At 60.2% G+C, this 17803-nt stretch carries 21 protein-coding genes; 9 read left to right on the plus strand and 12 right to left on the minus strand.

All coding sequences use genetic code 11. From position 1 onward, the window contains the following. Window positions 1–7 precede the first annotated feature (7 nt). Window positions 8–751, plus strand: a complete 744-nt coding sequence (locus tag JJ917_10505) for a 16S rRNA (uracil(1498)-N(3))-methyltransferase (GenBank protein MBO6699250.1) — start codon at window positions 8–10, stop codon at window positions 749–751. On the opposite strand, the gene JJ917_10510 is transcribed toward JJ917_10505, so the two are convergent. The 6 genes from JJ917_10510 to JJ917_10535 form a co-directional block, all read right to left on the minus strand. Next, on the minus strand, window positions 748–2100 hold the full coding sequence (locus JJ917_10510) for an MATE family efflux transporter (protein ID MBO6699251.1): 1353 nt from the start codon (window positions 2098–2100) through the stop codon (window positions 748–750). The two genes, JJ917_10505 and JJ917_10510, sit on opposite strands and share 4 nt — an antisense overlap. An 18-nt stretch (window positions 2101–2118) precedes the next feature. After that, entirely contained in the window at window positions 2119–2685 is a 567-nt protein-coding gene (locus tag JJ917_10515; GenBank protein ID MBO6699252.1) for a cytochrome b, read from the minus strand. Window positions 2686–2924: 239 nt separating this feature from the next. Further along, window positions 2925–3512, minus strand: a complete 588-nt coding sequence (locus JJ917_10520) for a dihydrofolate reductase (GenBank protein ID MBO6699253.1) — start codon at window positions 3510–3512, stop codon at window positions 2925–2927. Between the two features lies 1 nt (window position 3513). Next, the gene (locus JJ917_10525; GenBank protein ID MBO6699254.1) at window positions 3514–4011 is read right to left on the minus strand and encodes an SRPBCC domain-containing protein; all 498 of its coding nucleotides are present in this window, start codon (window positions 4009–4011) and stop codon (window positions 3514–3516) included. Beyond that, window positions 4008–4343: a winged helix-turn-helix transcriptional regulator gene (locus JJ917_10530; GenBank protein ID MBO6699255.1), complete on the minus strand. Its 336-nt coding sequence runs from the start codon at window positions 4341–4343 to the stop codon at window positions 4008–4010. Before JJ917_10530 ends, JJ917_10525 begins: the two co-directional genes overlap by 4 nt. 216 nt (window positions 4344–4559) lie before the next feature. Further along, window positions 4560–5387 carry a lytic murein transglycosylase gene (locus JJ917_10535; GenBank protein ID MBO6699256.1) on the minus strand — a complete coding sequence of 276 codons (828 nt, stop codon included), beginning with the start codon at window positions 5385–5387 and terminating at the stop codon, window positions 4560–4562. 146 nt (window positions 5388–5533) lie between these two features. Here JJ917_10535 and JJ917_10540 point away from each other — a divergent pair, with 146 nt between their 5' ends. Next, complete coding sequence (locus tag JJ917_10540; GenBank protein MBO6699257.1) at window positions 5534–6448, plus strand: histone deacetylase; 915 nt, start codon at window positions 5534–5536, stop codon at window positions 6446–6448. On the opposite strand, the gene JJ917_10545 is transcribed toward JJ917_10540, so the two are convergent. Beyond that, window positions 6445–6714 carry a hypothetical protein gene (locus JJ917_10545; GenBank protein MBO6699258.1) on the minus strand — a complete coding sequence of 90 codons (270 nt, stop codon included), beginning with the start codon at window positions 6712–6714 and terminating at the stop codon, window positions 6445–6447. The two genes, JJ917_10540 and JJ917_10545, sit on opposite strands and share 4 nt — an antisense overlap. 117 nt (window positions 6715–6831) lie before the next feature. Here JJ917_10545 and purD point away from each other — a divergent pair, with 117 nt between their 5' ends. Then, the gene (gene purD / locus JJ917_10550; protein ID MBO6699259.1) at window positions 6832–8088 is read left to right on the plus strand and encodes a phosphoribosylamine--glycine ligase; all 1257 of its coding nucleotides are present in this window, start codon (window positions 6832–6834) and stop codon (window positions 8086–8088) included. Window positions 8089–8226: 138 nt separating this feature from the next. On the opposite strand, the gene JJ917_10555 is transcribed toward purD, so the two are convergent. From JJ917_10555 to JJ917_10565, 3 genes are read right to left on the minus strand one after another with little or no spacing between them, the layout of a single operon-like run. Then, window positions 8227–9609, minus strand: coding sequence for a glutamate--cysteine ligase (locus JJ917_10555; GenBank protein ID MBO6699260.1), 1383 nt, complete (start codon window positions 9607–9609; stop codon window positions 8227–8229). 41 nt (window positions 9610–9650) lie between these two features. Next, window positions 9651–10691 (minus strand): quinone-dependent dihydroorotate dehydrogenase, encoded by a 1041-nt coding sequence (locus JJ917_10560; protein ID MBO6699261.1) that lies wholly within the window; start codon window positions 10689–10691, stop codon window positions 9651–9653. Next, a complete protein-coding gene (locus JJ917_10565; GenBank protein MBO6699262.1) occupies window positions 10688–11131 on the minus strand; it encodes a DUF952 domain-containing protein in 444 nt (147 codons plus the stop codon). Before JJ917_10565 ends, JJ917_10560 begins: the two co-directional genes overlap by 4 nt. 166 nt (window positions 11132–11297) lie before the next feature. Here JJ917_10565 and JJ917_10570 point away from each other — a divergent pair, with 166 nt between their 5' ends. From JJ917_10570 to JJ917_10585, 4 genes are all read left to right on the plus strand, one after another. Next, a complete protein-coding gene (locus JJ917_10570; protein MBO6699263.1) occupies window positions 11298–11948 on the plus strand; it encodes a helix-turn-helix transcriptional regulator in 651 nt (216 codons plus the stop codon). A 4-nt stretch (window positions 11949–11952) separates the two neighbouring features. Next, window positions 11953–12591 (plus strand): hypothetical protein, encoded by a 639-nt coding sequence (locus tag JJ917_10575; protein MBO6699264.1) that lies wholly within the window; start codon window positions 11953–11955, stop codon window positions 12589–12591. Then, window positions 12591–13019, plus strand: coding sequence for an aminoacyl-tRNA hydrolase (gene arfB, locus JJ917_10580; protein ID MBO6699265.1), 429 nt, complete (start codon window positions 12591–12593; stop codon window positions 13017–13019). Before JJ917_10575 ends, arfB begins: the two co-directional genes overlap by 1 nt. Before the next feature lie 109 nt (window positions 13020–13128). Next, entirely contained in the window at window positions 13129–13575 is a 447-nt protein-coding gene (locus tag JJ917_10585) for a DUF4281 domain-containing protein (GenBank protein ID MBO6699266.1), read from the plus strand. 27 nt (window positions 13576–13602) lie between these two features. On the opposite strand, the gene JJ917_10590 is transcribed toward JJ917_10585, so the two are convergent. Next, window positions 13603–14343 (minus strand): sulfite exporter TauE/SafE family protein, encoded by a 741-nt coding sequence (locus JJ917_10590; protein ID MBO6699267.1) that lies wholly within the window; start codon window positions 14341–14343, stop codon window positions 13603–13605. Between the two features lie 269 nt (window positions 14344–14612). Between JJ917_10590 and JJ917_10595 the strand changes: the two genes are divergently transcribed. Together JJ917_10595 and JJ917_10600 are read left to right on the plus strand one after the other, a co-directional pair. Then, entirely contained in the window at window positions 14613–15215 is a 603-nt protein-coding gene (locus JJ917_10595) for a heme NO-binding domain-containing protein (protein ID MBO6699268.1), read from the plus strand. A gap of 58 nt (window positions 15216–15273) precedes the next feature. Further along, the gene (locus JJ917_10600; GenBank protein MBO6699269.1) at window positions 15274–16869 is read left to right on the plus strand and encodes an EAL domain-containing protein; all 1596 of its coding nucleotides are present in this window, start codon (window positions 15274–15276) and stop codon (window positions 16867–16869) included. Between the two features lie 18 nt (window positions 16870–16887). Here the strand turns inward: JJ917_10600 and JJ917_10605 are convergent, their stop codons facing one another. Next, a complete protein-coding gene (locus JJ917_10605; protein MBO6699270.1) occupies window positions 16888–17796 on the minus strand; it encodes a rhodanese-related sulfurtransferase in 909 nt (302 codons plus the stop codon). Window positions 17797–17803: the final 7 nt, after the last annotated feature.

Raw genomic sequence — 17803 nt, forward strand, 5'->3', positions numbered from 1 at the left:
CGCGACAATGCCCCCCAGGATTGATTTCAAAAGCCAGCGGCTGTTCGTAGCGCATGACCTGCAAGAGGGCGCGGACAATGCTCTGTCGGAGGCGCATGCGCACTACCTGCTGACGGTCCTGCGCATGGAAACAGGCACTAAGCTGCTGGCGTTCAACGGAAAAGATGGTGAGTGGCGGGTTGAGGTGACCCGAGAGAATAAGCGGGCGGGATCGCTGAAAGTGCTTGTCCAAACCCGCCCGCAAACACCGCTCAACGATCTCTGGTTTCTCTTCGCACCGATCAAAAAGGAGCGGATGGATTGGATGGTCCAGAAAGCCGTGGAGATGGGCGCGGGCGCACTTCAGCCGGTGATCACCGAGCACACGCAGAGCCCAAAACTGCGGACCGACAAGCTGGAAGCAAACATCATTGAGGCGGCGGAACAGTGCGGCGTACTGGCGGTCCCCTGCCTAAAACCTCTGCAGAATTTGGCCGAGTTAGTCGCGACTTGGGACCAGAATAGGGTGGTATTCTGGTGCGACGAGCAGGCCGAAGTCGCGACTCCGACCAGAATACTGGAACTTAGTCGCGATAAACCGAAAGCCGTTCTGGTCGGTCCGGAGGGCGGCTTCTCGCCAGCCGAGCGCGAACTGCTTCTCGCCGCGCCCTTCGCCAAACCGATCGCGCTCGGGCCGCGCATCTTGCGTGCCGACACGGCGGCGGTGGCTGCATTGACCGCGGTCCAAATGACCGTTGGGGACTGGCGTTAGGCGGGGCCGAAGGTAGCGTCCATCCGCCTGGGCAAAATCATCCCGAGGGTGATGCCGCGAATGCCGAGGAACAGCAAAAAACTTAGCCAGAGGCCGGTGTTGCCCATCGCCGGGGTCAGCGTATAGGCGGCCAGCAGATAGAGCGCCAGCGAAGCGAGCATCATGTTGCGCATGTCGCGCGACCAGGTGGCGCCGATATAGACCCCATCCATCAGGAACGCGCCGACCCCGACCACCGGCGTCAGCGCGGCAAAGATCAGAAACTCACGACCCAGCGCACGCACATCCTCGGCCGGCGTCATGAAGTCGAGGATCGGCCCGCCAGCGACCAAAAAGAACAACGTGGCGAGCCCGGCAAGCACCGCCGACCAGAGCGCGCAGAGCTTGACCGCCCGGGCGAAAGGCGCGCGGCGTTTGGCGCCGACGGCGCGGCCCGCCAACTGTTCAGCGGCGGTGGCGATGCCATCCAGAAAGTAACCGGCGAGCAAAAAATATTTTTCGAGGATCGCGTTGGCCGCCAGCATCACCTCGCCCTGTTGGGCGGACAGCCGGGTGAAGGTCGCAAACGCGAAGAGCAGCGCAAACGAGCGGATCATGATGTCGCGATTGACGCCCATCATGCGGACCAGTTCGGCGCGGTCGAGCACCTCAGCGCGGGTCGGCCAGGGTGAATTTCTCAGGCGCAGCCAAACCAGGAACAGCCCGAGCAGCACCGCCACCAGTTCACCGAGCACGCTGGCGAAGGCGACGCCGGCGACGCCCCAATCGAAGACCAGGACGAACAGAATGTTGAGAGCGATGTTGGTGAGGTTGAGCACCGTTTGCAGCGCGAGGCCTGTCATCGCCTCGCCGCGGCCCAAGAAGTAGCCGAGAATGGAATAATTGGAGAGCGTGAGCGGCGCGGCGAGAATGCGCACCAAAAAGTAGACGATCACCGCCTCCTGCACGCGTTCCGTGCCGCCGATGAACCAGAGGCTCGCCTGCAAGACAGGGGTTTGGAGGAGGATGGCCATAACCCCGATGCCGACGGCCAAGATCAGTGCGCGGGCGAGGATGGCTGCTTCCTCGCGCTTGCGCCCCGCGCCGAAGGCCTGTGCCACGAGGCCGGTCGTGCCGGAGCGCAGAAAGTTCATGGTGGTGAACAGGATGTCGAAAATGATCCCGCCGACGGCGATCGCGCCGATCAGCGCGGCATCGCCCAGCTGGCCGATGGTCCAAGTGTCGGCAAGGCCCACCAGCGGCGTTGAGATGAAAGCGAGCGTCATCGGCGCAGCGATGGCAAACACCGAACGGTGGGTGACGGGAAAGTCAGGGGTCATAATGGCCTGTGGCTCGGACCGTTCAGCCATGTGGAGCGGTGCCGACGCTTAGGTTTTCTTCTGCGGCAACATACGCATCAAAAGCCCGTCTTTGAGAAAAAGCTGATGGCGCAGCACAAGACCGACATGGCCGATAATGGCCGCCAGAAGGACATAGCCTGAGATGATGTGGACCCATTTGGCGATGAAGGCCAGTTCTTCCCATTTGCCGATGGGGTTTGGCAGACGCCAGACGCCGAAAAGGTGCACGCCAAAATCGCCCGCCATCACGTAGAGATAGCCGGAGATGGGCATCACAAACATCGCGGCATAAAGCACCTGCTCGGCGCGATGGATGAACCGCTGCTCGCCTTTTGATAGGGTCGGCGCCCAATCGGGCAACTGCCCGACCCTGCGGTTGATGAGCCGCGGTATGGCAATGACCAAGGCCAGGAGACCCAAGGATTTGTGCCAGTTGTAATAGACGGCCTGGGTCAGTCCAAGAACGAGTTCCCCGCGCGCCATATCGGTCATGATGTTGCCGCCCACATATTGGAGCGCGAACAAGATGACGATCAGCCAGTGGAAGAGCTTGGTGAGGGCGCCATAGCGCTCCTGTGTGTTGCTAAGACCCACCTTCTCACCCCTTCACTCAGATACACGGCCAACCAAAACCCGGACGCTATATCGGAATGGGAAGGAAGGGAAAGGGGCTTTGGGGCTATCTGGCTTACTCGTGAACGGCCGCCGCTCGTTGAAAGACTTGGCGGGGGACAGCACCACCGAGCCTAGCCGGATCTAAGGCTTGCGAAATGGCCTTGTGCATGCTCGGCGATCAGACAGCGACAGAAATTGTCGCTGCAAGCGGCAATCAATCAAGCCGCAGCCATTCTCCGGCACACATGCGCCGTGACACCATTCTCAAGTGCTTCCACCGCAACGGATTTAAGCACCATTGGCGGATGCCCTCCTTCAAACAAACGCTTGCCGCTACCCACCATCACAGGGAAGGTCCATATGCGAAACTCGTCGATCAGGTCATGCGCCAGCAATGTCTGGATCAGTTGTGCGCTGCCGTGCACCTGCAACAGCAAACCATCCTGCGCTTTGAGCCTGCGCACCGCATCCACGGCGTTGCCCTCCAAAGCTTGGGTGTTGTTCCAAAGCAGCCCTGCCGAATCGTGCGTCACCACATATTTGCGGGCACGGTTGAGACGCTCTGACGCGCCAGAGGGTGGGGCATCCGGCCAGTGCCCCGCGAAGCTATCATAAGTCTTGCGCCCCAGCAGAATGTCGTAAGGCTCCTCCATTGCCGTTTGCAGCACATGCGCCATCACGCCCTCCCAAAAGGGTGTGGCCCAGCCACCTTGATCGAAGTCGCCTGAACGGTCTTCATCTGGGCTGCCAGGCGCCTGCATGACGCCATCGAGCGTGACGAAAGCTAAAACAGCCAGATCACGCACGTCAGGCACCCGCCTTGGCCAAGGAACGGCTAAGGTCAGCCAATTTGTCAAACGCTTGGTTCCAGCCACCGGCGCCCGCGGTTCCTTCGGCCACACCGACATGGACCATGACCATCTGCGTTTTGTCGTCAACCTCGCTCAGCTCAACGATCACCTCGGTGATGTCAGGAAAATCATCCGGCATTCCCATGCTTTGCGGCGGAATGATCGTGCCGGCCTCGTTGCACATGCTTTCGGTGTAGACGAGACGGTTGGGGGCCTTGATCTCTTTGTAGACGCCAGTGAACCACATCGTCATGGATCGCTGTGGGGTTTCCATGGCCATTGAGATCTTGCGCACACCGCCAACGGTCACATCCATCTGCGCCGTAGGGACGGACATGCCCTTGGGGCCGTACCACTGCTTAAAGAGCTCCGGATCGGTCCACATTTGCCAAACCAAGTCGATTGGAGCGTCGAATTCCCGTTCAATGCGGACCCACTCTTGCTGGTCGCTCATTGTTGTCTGTCCTTCTTAGCGTTCAACAGTGTTTCCATCACATCGAAGCGCGCCTCCCAGATTGGGCGGTACTGCTCCGTCCAGTTGGACACGGCCTCCAGGGCCTCCGGTTGCAGGGTGCAAGGTCGAAACTGCGCATCTTTTTCGCGCTTGATGAGGCCTGCCGCCTCAAGCACGTGAATGTGTTTTGAGACAGCGGGCAGCGACATTTGAAAGGGTTCAGCCAGCGTGTTCACCGTGGCTGTTCCCTCTGCCAACCGCGCCAGAATGGCTCTGCGTGTCGGATGCGCGAGGGCCGAGAAGAGCGCATCAAGTTTGGCGTCATCGATCATGCGCCATGTAATAAACTATATTGTTAATTAGTCAATACGTTAAATACAAAGCGGCGATGCCCTCTGATTATGCAGCCCGTCGGCATCGCTTTCCGATGCGCAAGTTCGGGGCGTTGGGACAACTCAGCGCTTCGCGGCACAAAAAGCCCGCGCTGACGTCCGTTAGCGCGGGCTTTTTCGTTTGACGATATCGTCGGATGGTTTCGATGGCGTCGCCTACTGCCCGATCAGACCGGCGGCGTAGGCAATGGCGCGCTGATAATTGCCGCTATCGTTCCACGCCGACAAAACACGGAAATTGGCCGATCCTTCCGCGAAGGAACCGCCAGCCTGCCAACCATTGCGGCGCAGCATGTTGGCTGCGGTGGCGAGTGCGTCGGACGCATTGTTGGGGTCAGCGCGGCCATCGCCATTGCCATCCACGGCAAAGCGGACCCAATTGCCGGCCAAAAACTGCATGTGCCCCAGTTCACCCGAGGGACCGCCGCGGCTGCTGCCAGAAATGAGCCCGCGATCGACAAGTTGCAGGGCCGCGATCGCATCATCTTCAAAGCGAGGATGACGACGGCAGTAGGATGCCAAGGTAACGGCACCGCCGACGATCGGCGTGTCGCCAGTATAGCCGCCCCAATTGGTCTCATAACCCCAGATCGCCACCAGGATCGAACCGGGCACGCCGTAGCTTTGCTCAATGGCCTGGAAAAACCCGGCGCTTTGCCGCAGCCTTTGTTGGGCGCCTGAGACAAAGGAACTCACACTGGAAAACCGGCTCGTCAGAAACTGTTCTGGGCTGCGATGGCGCGTACCAGATTGCGAGGCTGGGTTTGATTCAAACCGCCAGGTGATGCCTGAAAGCCGCGCCTGCTGAAGCGCCTGCAGACCGCTCTGCCCGACGCCGGACGTGGCCGCCTGTTGCGCCAGCTGCTGTTTGTAGGCTTCAAACTGCCCCTGGTTGGTGATGCAGGACGCCGCCAGAGCAGGTGTGGCTAACAAGGCCCCGGCAGCCAACGCCACAGCAGCGAGTGTGGTCCGTTTCGGTGTCATTCCCATCTCCATCAATCCGGATGATCCACGATCAAACTGACCACCACCTGTACTTCAAATCCAACGGTTCATCGATACCCTATTTGAACCCCGTCGCAGCGCACCAGCCCTTCGCTTTCCGGCGACCTCCGCCTATATCGGCGGGAATGTCTTCTCCCCTCCCCATCGTCCATCATCCCGGCTATGTCGCTGAGCTGCCAGACGGCCATCGCTTTCCGATGCGCAAGTTCGGAGCGTTGGCGGAACATCTGCGCGCGGAGGGCCTCGTCCCCGATGGCTTTCACGAGCCGCGCGAGGCGCCCGATGGCTGGCTGCGGCTGGCGCACAGCGCGGCCTATGTGGATGGGGTCAACAACGGCTCGGTGCCGCGCCAGATCGAGAAAGATATCGGTCTGCCGATCACGCCGGAGGTCGGGCGGCGCGGACGGCTCGCCACGGCAGGTACGGTGCTCGCTGGGAAACTCGCGCTGGAATATGGCATGGCGGCCAACACCGCCGGCGGCTCGCACCACGCCCGCTATGAGCAGGGGGCGGGGTTCTGCGTCTTCAATGATGTGGCCGTTGCCGTGCGCGTGCTTCAGGCTGATGGCGATATCAGTAAAGCGCTGATTATCGATCTGGATGTGCATCAGGGCGATGGCACGGCGCGCATCTTTGCCGAGGACCCAAGCGTGATGACGCTGTCGGTGCATGGCGCGCGCAACTATCCCGAGGCCAAGGCGCAGAGTGATGTGGACATCGCATTGGAGGACGGCACCGGCGATGGCGCCTATCTGGATGTGATCGGCGCGGCGATCCCACGCGCGCTGGATGGGTTTCATCCCGACATAGTGTTTTACAATGCCGGCGTCGATCCGCACCGTGAGGATAAGCTCGGGCGGCTCAGCCTCTCCTCAGACGGGCTGATGACGCGTGATCGTTTCGTGATTGCGGAGGTGCGGCAGCGCGGCCTGCCGCTGGCCGCCGTGATCGGTGGCGGCTACGGGCCCGACCATGACGCGGTCGGTGAGCGCCACGCCACCATCCACAAGGCGATGGCGGGGTATCTGATGGATGGCTAGCGGTTGCTACGATCCATGAGCCGCATGATGAACCAAACGGGGATCACCAGCGTTGCGCCAAGAAGGATCCAATCGCCGAACTGGCCGAGCGCCTCGAAGCCGAGGTTCCAAATGCGCTGGAAGAAATCGACAACGAACTCCACCAGACTGAGCGGCGTCAGGCCAAGCGCGGAAAGAACAACGCCAACCAAAAGCGAGATCAGGAGCAGCTTGACGAACACGCCGAGCGGCGACCCTCCAAGGAAACGGTTGACGGCGTTGGACATGTTTGGTCTCCCAATCGGGACAAAGTGCGCTTTTGCATGTGGCAAGCGCCGCACCAACTTGCAAGTCGGGCAAACGATGGCGGGTACATGGTGGCGGCAAACGATGGCAGGTCGATGATGCGGATATTGGTGATTGGCAGCGGCGGGCGCGAACACGCCCTGGTCTGGGCGCTGCAGCGATCGCCAAGCTGCGAGGAGGTCTGGTGCGCGCCGGGCAATGGCGGCATCGACTGTTCGGTGGATCTGGACATCGACGATTTTGAGGCGGTGACCGATTTTTGCGCCATCGAGGCGATCGATCTGGTCGTCGTCGGCCCCGAGGCGCCACTGGTGGCCGGGCTCGTCGATGATCTGGAAGGCAGTGGCACGGCGGCCTTTGGACCGAGCCAGGCGGCTGCACAGTTGGAAGGTTCGAAAGCCTTCACCAAGGCGCTGTGCGACGAGATGGGCATCCCGACGGCGGCCTATGCACACTTCACTGACGAGGCGTCGGCCTTGGTCTATATCGGCAACCGGTCGGCGCCGATCGTGGTGAAGGCCGATGGGCTTGCCGCCGGCAAAGGCGTGACGGTTGCGCAGGACATGGATGAAGCCCGCGAGGCGGTCATGGCCTGTTTTGAGGGCTCATTTGGCGAGGCCGGGGCGAGCGTCGTGATCGAGGACTGTCTGGTAGGCGAGGAAGCAAGCCTCTTTGCGCTCTGCGACGGCGAGCGGGCGGTTTTGTTCGGCGCTGCGCAAGACCATAAGCGCGTCGGCGACGGCGATACCGGTCCTAACACCGGCGGCATGGGCGCCTACGCGCCCGCGCCGGTGATGAGCGAGGCGATGACCGCGCGGGCGATGAAGGAGATCATCGAACCCGCCATGGCCGGCATGAAGGCACGCGGCACCCCGTTCAAGGGCGTGCTCTTCGCCGGACTGATGATCACCGCAGACGGGCCGCAACTTATCGAGTTCAACACACGGTTCGGCGATCCGGAATGCCAGGTTCTGATGATGCGCTTCGCCGGTGATCTTGCTCAGGTTCTGATGGCATGCGCGCAGGGTGACGCCTCGGCGGCGAACTTTCTGTGGCACGATGATCCGGTGATGTCGGTCGTGATGGCGACCAAAGGCTATCCGGGCAGCTACAAAAAGGGGTCGTTCATCGGCCTGCCTGACCAGATGGATGAGGATGTCATGGTGTTTCACGCCGGCACCAAGCGCGATGAAGACGGCACGTTGCGTGCCAATGGCGGACGCGTGCTCAATGTGACCGCGCGCGGTACGACGTTGCAGCAGGCACGCGACAAAGCCTACGCCACGGTCGATGCCATCAATTGGCCGGACGGATTCTGCCGGCGCGACATCGGCTGGCGGGCGCTATCCGACTGATCGTTATCCCGGAGCCGACGGTGATCCGGGACCTGAGAGTGACGTGACGGTTGCAGATCCCGGACAGCGCGCGGCCTTGCTCTGTTCCTTCGGAGCAATCGCCAGCGCGCTTCCGGGATGACATGCTGAATGCAACGTCTAGTACGCGAACTCTTTGAACACGCGATCCAGGTCGCCCTTCCAGCTACCGTGATAGCGCTCCAGCAGGACATCGGCCGGCGTGCGGCCGGTCTCGACCACCTCTTCCAGGGTTGAGAGAAAGATCGTCTCATCATTGCCGGACGGGTTGAGGCGGCTGCGTGCCGTTAGGCCCTTTTTGGCAAGCGCCACCATCTGGTGAGCCAAATCCTGCACGGTGCCATCGCGGAACGGCGCCTTCAGCCCGTGCACCGGCACCTGCTCGCGGATCGATTGTCGTTCCTCGGTCGTCATGTCCATGGCCAGCGCTTCGGCCTCGGCCAACACTGCCTCATCGTAAAGCAGCCCAACCCAAAGCGCTGGAAGCGCGCAGATGCGCGCCCAAGGCCCTCCATCGGCGCCACGCATTTCGATGTAACGTTTCAGCCGCACATCTGGGAATAGGGTCGAAAGATGGTTGGTCCAATCCGACAGCGTTGCTTTCTCGCCAGGCACCGCCGCGTGGGTGCCTGCCATCAGGTCACGGAAGCTTGAGCCGGTCACATCATGATAGGTGCTGCCGCGCTTGATAAAATACATCGGCACGTCCAGCGCCCAATCGACATAGGCCTCGTAGCCGAAACCTTCGTCGAACGCCTGCGGCAAGGCGCCGGCGCGGTTGTTGTCGGTATCGAGCCAGATGTCGGCGCGCGCTGATTGCATGCCGTTCACCTTGCCGTCCGTGAAGGGCGAGTTGGCAAAGAGCGCCGTTGCGACAGGCTGCAAGGCAAGCCCGACACGCATCTTGCGCACCATGTCGGCCTCGTCCTTGAAATCCAGATTGACCTGGATGGTGCAGGTGCGGAACATCATGTCGAGCCCGCGCGTGCCAACCTTGGGCATATAGTTCGCCATAATCGCATAGCGCGATTTGGGCATTTGCGGCGTCTCCGCCAGGGTCCAGGTCGGCGCATGGCCGAGACCCAAAAAACCGATGCCCAGCGGCGTTGCGATCTCGCGCATTTGGGCAAGGTGGGCGTGCACCTCCGAGCAGGTCTGGTGGAGATTTTCCAGCGGGGCGCCGGAGAGTTCAAACTGGCCGCCAGGCTCCAGGCTGATGGCTCCGCCGCCGGTTGGGTCGGCAAGGCCAATGATCCGGCCCTCATCGAGAATCGGCTCCCAGCCAAGCAGACCTTCCATGCCACGCAGCAATTGCTCGATGCTACCATAGCCGCCCTCCGGCGCTTCATAGGGCACCGGGCGATGGCCATTCAATGTAAAGGGGAATTTCTCGTGTTCGGTACCAATGCGGAAAGCGGAGGGAGGTTTCTCGCCGCCTGCCAGATACGCCACGAGCGCATCGCGTCCGCCCAGCGGAGTCGCGTCGTCGCTATCACGTGCCAATGCAAAAAGCCTTTTGGGCTGTGTCTATCGTTGACCGACGATTAAGCCGCTTCGCTGGCTCTGTCGAGACCGTCCATAATTTCGCCGATGAGACCGGGGCCTTTGAACACATAGCCGGTGTAAAGCTGAATCAGATCGGCGCCTGCCTCCAGCTTGGCGCGCGCCGAGGCCGCACTGTCAACGCCGCCGACACCGATCAACGCTTTGCTATCCCCAAGCGCGGCCTTCACCTTGGCCAGCATCGCCGTGGACGGATTGAAAAGCGGTTTTCCGGACAGGCCGCCGGTCTCGCTTTTCTTGGCTGAGCGCAGAGACGCAGGCCGGGCGTTCGTGGTGTTGGACACGATCATGCCCTCAATTGCGCTGTCGCTGATCACCTCAAGCGTATCGGCGAGACCTTCCTCGTCCAGATCGGGGGCGATTTTCACAAAGATCGGGGATATCTCGCCACCGCTAAGCACTGTCTCCCGCGCGTCCAAGGCCTCGGAAAGCAGGCGCGTCAACGTCTCTTTGCCCTGTAAATCGCGCAAACCAGGTGTGTTAGGCGAGGATATGTTGATCGTGATGTAGTCGCCAAGGCGGGCGAACCTGCGAACACCGGTCACATAATCGGCGATGCGGTCCTCGGCGTCCTTATTGGCCCCGATATTGACGCCGATGACACCCGGTCGCCCTCCTTTGGCCGGTAGCGCCTCGAGTCGCCGGGCCATGGCATCATGGCCCTCATTGTTGAAGCCTAAGCGATTGATCAGTGCTTCATCTTCGACCAACCGGAAGACACGCGGTTTGGGATTGCCGGACTGCGGGCGGGGCGTCGTGGTGCCAACCTCAGTGAAGCCGCAGCCCTGCGCCAGCATCTGCATCGGGACCTCGCCGTTCTTGTCGAACCCGGCGGCGATACCGATCGGGTTCTTGAAGGAGAGGCCTGCGAACTTGGTCGCCAAGCCAGGTCGATCTTGCGTGGCCTTTGCGGAAGGGCGCACGAGACCGGCGCGCAGACCCTTCAGCGCCAGCGTATGCGCTTCCTCCGGCGGGCGGGTGAAGACAAGGCGGCGGGCCAGCGGCCAGGGGTCAAAGCTCAAATCTCGATCCCCCAATCGGCAAAGCCGACCAGATCATGCGAATCCGGAATGGGGCGCAGGCCGATCGCCAGGTCGGGCTTCAGATCGGCATAGAGATGAGGGAACAAGGCGCCGGCGCGCGAAACCTCCCAATGCAGATCAGAGCCAAGGGCGTCAGCGTCAAAGGCGATCAGAACCAGGCCGGTGCGTCCGGCGAAATGCTTCTCCAACGTCCCGGCGATCTGATCGCCCGCGGAGAAGTGGATAAAGCCATCGGCCTTATCAACGGGAGCCCCGGTGTAGACGCCGGCGGCTTCAGCGGCGCGCCAGACATCGGCCGATTCAATCTTGAAAATCAGCGTTGTCACGCCGCACCTCGCCTCATTTGGTTCGGCCACGGCGTAGGCTCCACGTCGAAACCGGTCAATCCCAAGCCGGAATTCGGTGATGCGGTTTTGCATAGGTGCGAGGAAAAGTGGAACGTTTCAGGAACAAAGAGGTGCACGCGCAGCCATGATCCCGTTAAGGTTGTATTCCTAAATCGTGCAATTTTACCGACGTGGACAGGAACACATGCCCAGAATACGAAAAAATAGGTCTTCTTTCCTATTCAAGGACCCCATCACCATGTCGCACAATCAGATCTGGTCGGCCATTGATGCGTTGGCGAACCGCCATGCGCTTTCGGTTTCGGCGCTGGCCCGTCAGGCCGGCCTTGATGCCACCGCGTTCAATCGCTCCAAACGGTTTGCACAGGACGGGCGGCCGCGCTGGCCATCAACGGAGTCCTTGTTCAAGGTGCTCGACGCGACCGGAGAGGATTTCGACAGCTTTGCCCAACTGTTTGGCGGCAGTGCGCTGGAAACCAAAGGCCGATCGAGCCGCCGAATCAGCGAAGTTGTGCCGGTGATCGGTTTTGCCGAGGCTGGCGATGGTGGCTTCTTTGATGATGCCGGTTTTCCAGCCGGGCATGGGTGGGACGCCATCCCGGTTCCTGATTTGGAAGATGATCAGTCTTACGCCTTGGAGGTTTCCGGCGATTCCATGCTGCCGCTTTATCGCGACGGGGACATCATCGTTGTGTCGCCGGGGGCGCTGGTGCGCCGTCATGACCGGGTTGTGGTGCGCACCAAATCCGGCGAGGTTCTGGCGAAGATCCTCCAGCGCAAGACCAACAGCCATGTGGAGTTGCACTCGCTCAACAATCAGCATCCCGATCGCAAGATTGCCTTGTCGGATATCGACTGGATGGCGCGTATTGTGTGGGCAAGCCAGTAGGCGTGTGATCGTTCGACGCTGGTTGATTGCCAGTGCACTGCTTGTGCTCGCGGCCTGCTCGCCAGAGGGTGAGGATGCCGCTGATGGTGCGTTAGAAACCACGCCTGTTCCCACGCCGCCTGCGCCAGTTGTTGCTACCGAAACGCTCCCAGAGGTGCGCCAAGTGATCCCTGGCGCTGCCATTCATGCGCCCGAGGCGGGGGCCACGCTGGAACGCCTGCCAGCGCCGGTTGTCGCCCCGCCACCACCGCGTCCGGTGAACCTTGGTATTGTCGTGGTGGAAGAGGCCAATCGATTGCGCACGCGGCGCGGCATGGTGACCTTGGCCGGAACCGAGGCGGTTGCGCCGGATGCTATCTGCCGGTTGGAAGACGGTCGCACGCCAAGCTGTTCGGTCCTCGCCCGCACCGCAGTGCGGCGTCTGGTCGGCAGGCTATCAGTGTCCTGCACGCTGACCCTGCGCGAGGATGCAGGCGAGGATCACCAGGCGTCCTGCACTTTGGGGGAGCGAGATCTTGCCTTGTTGATCGTGGCGCAGGGGTGGGCCTATGCCAATGCTTCAGCCACGGCGAACCTGCGCGCGGCAGAATCAACAGCACGCACCGAAGGGCGCGGCCTTTGGGCCTTTGCGGAGAGCCGGTGATGGCAGAGATCCCGATCACACGATCCATCGCGCTCTATGATGATGAGTTGCACGAAAGCTTTGTGCGGTCGAGCGGGCCGGGTGGGCAGAATGTCAACAAGGTCGCCACCGCGGTGCAGCTGCGATTTGATGTGCGCCAGTCACCCAATCTGCCTGAACGGGTGCGCGAGAAAATCCTGACCTCAGGCGATAGTCGTCTGACAAAGGACGGCGTTTTGGTGATCTTGGCCGAGCGTCACCGCACGCAGGAGATGAACCGCAAGGATGCGCGCGACCGGCTCTTCGACCTCATTCGCAAGGCGGCCCATGTGCCCAAGCGGCGCATCGCGACCAAACCCACACTTGGTTCGAAAAAGCGGCGGCTGGAAAGCAAGACCAAACGCGGCGCTGTGAAGAAAGCGCGCAGCGGCAAGATCAGTTTGGACTGAGAATTTCTGCGACGCCAAAGCGCAGCGAATAAGGCAAGAATCTCAGGCGATCAAAGGTGCTTTGATTTACTCTGGCAGCCACCCCTTCACCTGCACACTTTGGACCCCCATGCTCTACCAAACCGCCTTCACGCTGCTCAATCTGGCCGTTGTCCCGGCTTGGCTGATGCTCCTGCTCGCACCGCGCTGGCAGGTCACGCGGACGCTGGTCCATGGTGGCACCTATCCGGTCCTTTATTGCGTACTGTACGCGGGGTTTCTGTTTGGTCACCTCTTTCTGGGCGCTGCATCAGCTGATGCGAGCTTCACCTCTCTGGAAGGTGTGATGGGTTTGTTCGATCATCCCAATGGTATCTTGCTCGGGTGGACTCACTATCTGGCGTTTGACCTGTTCGTTGGTGCTTGGATTGGCCGCGATGCGCTGCGCCGTGGCATCACGCACTGGTTGGCGGCCCCGGCCATGTTGCTGACCTTCCTGCTCGGACCCTTCGGCTTGCTAATCTATCTGGCGATCCGCTTTTTCCAGGGGAAAGAGCGCTTGAGCTTGGTTGAGTAAGGGCCAGTGGCGCGCTGCTTACGAGCGCTATTGAAACAGCACCTCAAAGAGCAGCTTCACCGAGACCAGCCCCAAGGCGATCTCGATCAGGAGAAAGAAGATCTTTTCGGGCAACAAACGGCTGATCTGGGCGCCGCTCCAGGCGCCCAAAAGCGCAAATGGGGCGAGCCATAGTGCCTGTTGAATGCTCTGCCAATTCATCTGCCCGACATAAATGTAGGCTGGCACTTTCATCCAATTCAGGCAGGCAAAAACGATGGCGGTTGTGCCCAGATAGCTCATCTTCTCCAACTTTTGCGGCAGCACATAGGCTTGGTAGGGCGGGCCGCCGGAATGGGCGATGTAACTGGTGATACCGGCGAGCGTGCCCCAAAAAAGACCACGCGGCACATCGGCTGGCTTCGGCTCGACCTCGCGCTGTGCCAAGCGTTTGCGAATGGTGTTGAAGAGGTAGGAAAAGCCAATAAGGGCCAGCAACAGCTTCACCCCGTCAGCGGGAACCGATGACACCGCAAAGGTTGCGATCAAGACACCAACACCCACGGCAGGGATGAGGATTTTGAGGTTGCGGACGGAAAATGCCTTCCGAAAGAGATAAAGAGCGTAGCAGTCAGCGATGAGATAGAGCGGCAACAACAGGCCTGCCGCCAGAGCTGGATCCATCAAAAGTGACAAAAGAGGGACCGAAAGGATCGCCACAACCGGCATGCCGCCCTTGGACAAGCCCAAAATAAAAGCCGCCAATCCAGCGACAATCCAAAAGGTCATGTCAGGGCTTACCAGGCACAGCTTGCGCGCCGTTGTCGGAGGTGCTGGTGCATTGGACTTCGTTCGAAAGCGGAAAACGCAGGTTGGGATACAGTCCAAGGCAGTGACAGCTTTGGCAGGCGATATCAAATGGTGCGTGGTCAGCAATGCCCCGGTAAGGCTCGGTTAACCACTGTTCGTCTTAGCGGCCGCTAATGCAAGGTCGTTAATCCAGCCCATACGTAGAGTTGCTAAGCCCTCGGCCCGGAACAACCAGAGGGTGCAGGTCCATGAAGGGTATCGTGTTCACTGAGTTTCTCGACCACGTCGAAGCGACGTTCGACGCGGATATGGTGGACGCCATCATCGACGCCAGCGATTTGCCTAGCGGCGGTGTTTACACCGCGGTCGGAACCTATGATCATGCCGAGATCGTCGCGCTTGCCTCTGCGCTTTGCCAGAGAACCGACCAGGCAATGGCCGACGTCATCCACAATTTTGGCGTTTACCTCGGCGGGCGGTTCACGGAGAAGTTTCGCCCGTTTTTTGAGGAGCAAGGTACGTTCTTCGATTTTCTTGGAACTGTCGAAAACTATATTCACGTCGAAGTTCGTAAGCTCTACCCCGATGCTCAGCTGCCGAGCATCGTTCTTCTGGAACATGACGGCACGCGCGGCAAAGTTCTGTATCGCAGCCCGCGCGGCATGGATGATCTTGCGGCAGGGCTGATCAATGCGTCGGCAAGCTATTATGGCGATGACCTGGTCGTTGAGCGGGAGCATGGCGTCGATGACCAAGGTCCGTTCACCCTATTCAGCGTTGTTCGCCTAGCCAAGGACCAAACTTCAGTCGATTTGCTGGCCGGTGACCTGACAGAACGCGACGCGGCCTAACTTCTTCCCTTCGACTCCCTTGGCCAAACCTCTAAAGGCAAGCAAACGGTCACTCTGCATGACAACGCAATTGGACAATGCTAAAAGCTTTGATGACGGTATGCAGGAACCATGCGATCGCTGCGCGCCACAGTTGGAAGCGCTCGAGCGTCGCGCTAGGCGGCAGAAACTGGCGCGCCTGGCAGCCGAAAACCTGCTTGAGGAAAAAAGCCTTGAGTTGTTTCAAGCCAATCGACGTCTGGAACAGCTCAACGATGTGCTTGAAACGCGTGTCTTGGAGCGCACACATGAATTGGAGGCAGAGCGCGAACGTGCTGTTGAGCTTTCTCGGCAGGATCATCTGACGAAACTCGCCAATCGTGCCGTGCTTGCCGAAGAAATGGCCGTTCTTGCGGAATCCGAGCAAGCCTTCACACTCATGCTGATCGATCTGGATGGCTTCAAACAAATCAATGATACCCACGGACATGCCGCTGGCGACACGGTCTTGTGCGCCGTGGCACGGCGACTGCGCGAGACCGCCCCTGACTCGGCTCTGGTGGCGCGGCTAGGCGGCGATGAATTCGCGGTTCTGCTGCCAGACTTGAAAGGTTTCGACGCCGCACAAGGCCTGATGGAGAGACTGCTTTCTGCGATCGGCGCACCGATCAGATTTGCCGAATCTAGCCTGATCTGCGGCTCCTCAATTGGGAGCGCTTCCTTTCCCGATCAGGCTGACACCGTCCGGGACCTACAGATCCATGCCGACTTGGCTCTTTACCAGGCCAAATCGGACTTCGGGCCAAAGGCCGTTTTGTTCTTTCCCGAGCTCGCCCGAATACACCATGAACGCAAGATGCTTGCCCGTGATCTTGGCCAGGCGCTCAACGACAGATCGCTCGCCACGTTCTACCAGCCGATCATCACCTACGCCCACCGCAGCGAAGTGGCCTGTGAGGTTCTCTTGCGCTGGCACCATCCTGACAAAGGCTGGATCAGCCCGACCGAAATTGTCAGCATCGGTGAGCAAACGGGACAGGCGGGACGCCTCACCCGGTTCGTCATTCAGCAAAGCTTTGAAGAGCTTTCGCCGCTTATGCAAACCGACGTCCTTCGCACAGTGACAATCAACCTTACCGCCCGCGACCTGCGCGATGAAAGCCTGGCAGACTTCATTCTGGAGCAGTGCGCTTTCTGCAAGATATCGCCGCAGCGGGTGAAATTTGAGATCACCGAGCATTCGCTTGTTACTGACACCGAGGCAGCACGTGAGAGGATGACCATGCTCGTCGATCACGGTTTCTCTTTTGCGATTGACGATTTCGGAACGGGTTACTCCAACCTTGAGACGCTCCATCGCCTGCCGTTTCGCGTCATGAAGATCGACCGAAGCTTCGTCTCCGGCCTGTTTAGCGACGCGGACAGCCGGACGATCGTCAAGGCGATGATCGATCTTGCACACGCTCTGCGGCTACGTGTGGTTGCCGAGGGGGTGGAAACGCTACAGGAAAGCGAGACCTTGCGGGCCATGGGCTGCGATTATGGCCAGGGCTATCTGTTTGGCCGCCCGCAGCCTTTGGACGCTTTCCTAGCTTTTGTTTCAGGCTATCAAGGCAGCGAACCAACCCTTCCCAACCACGAGGCCGAACAGGGCTCGTTCAGATTGGCCGGTTAAGCAGGGCCGTCTAGCAGCCTAAGCAACCGCGTCAGTGTCGCGCGCCGCACGACGGGCCTCTTGATCCATCTGCTGCTGGCGCTGGCGGAATCGGGCGCGATCCTTCTCTGTGTATTCATCAACGCAATGTTGGCACTGCACGCCCTTCTCATAGGCAGGGTGGTTGCGCTCCTCTTCATTGAGCGGGCGACCACAGGCGCGGCAGAGTATGTGCGCGCCTTCGACCAGTCCATGCCCGACCGAGACGCGCTCATCGAACACGAAACAATCACCGCGCCAGAGGCTTTCTTCGGCAGGCACAGTTTCCAGGTATTTCAGAATGCCGCCCTTGAGGTGATAGACCTCTTCGATGCCCTGGCCGATGAGATAGCCGGTGGATTTCTCGCAGCGAATGCCGCCGGTGCAGAACATAGCGATCTTTTTGTTGTGGAAGCGCTGGGCGTTCTCCTCCCACCAGGCGGGGAATTGCCCAAAGGTGCGCGTGCCAGGATCGACGGCGCCTTCAAAGGTGCCAATCGACACTTCGTAATTGTTGCGCGTGTCGATGACGGCAACGTCGGGCGAGGAAATAAAATCGTTCCAGTCTTCCGGTTCGACATAGCGCCCCACCGCACAGGTCGGGTCGACGTCCGGCTGACCCATTGTGACGATCTCGCGTTTCAACCGTACCTTCATGCGTTTGAATGGCATGTCACCGGCTGTGCTTTCCTTCCACTCCAGATTGGCGAAACCGGGGAGTGCGCGAATATGGGCAAGCACGGCGTCAACGCCAGCGCGGGGACCTGCAATGGTGCCGTTGATGCCCTCCGGGGCCAACAGCAGAATTCCTTTTACTCCCGCCTCATCGCATCGCTGTTTCAGCGGGCCTTGTAGCGCGGCTGGATCCGGCACTTTGGCGAAATGATAGAGGGCGGCGACAGTATGCATGGGCAAG

Source organism: Hyphomicrobiales bacterium (genome assembly GCA_017642935.1).
In the GTDB taxonomy this organism is placed as follows: domain Bacteria; phylum Pseudomonadota; class Alphaproteobacteria; order Rhizobiales; family MH13; genus MH13.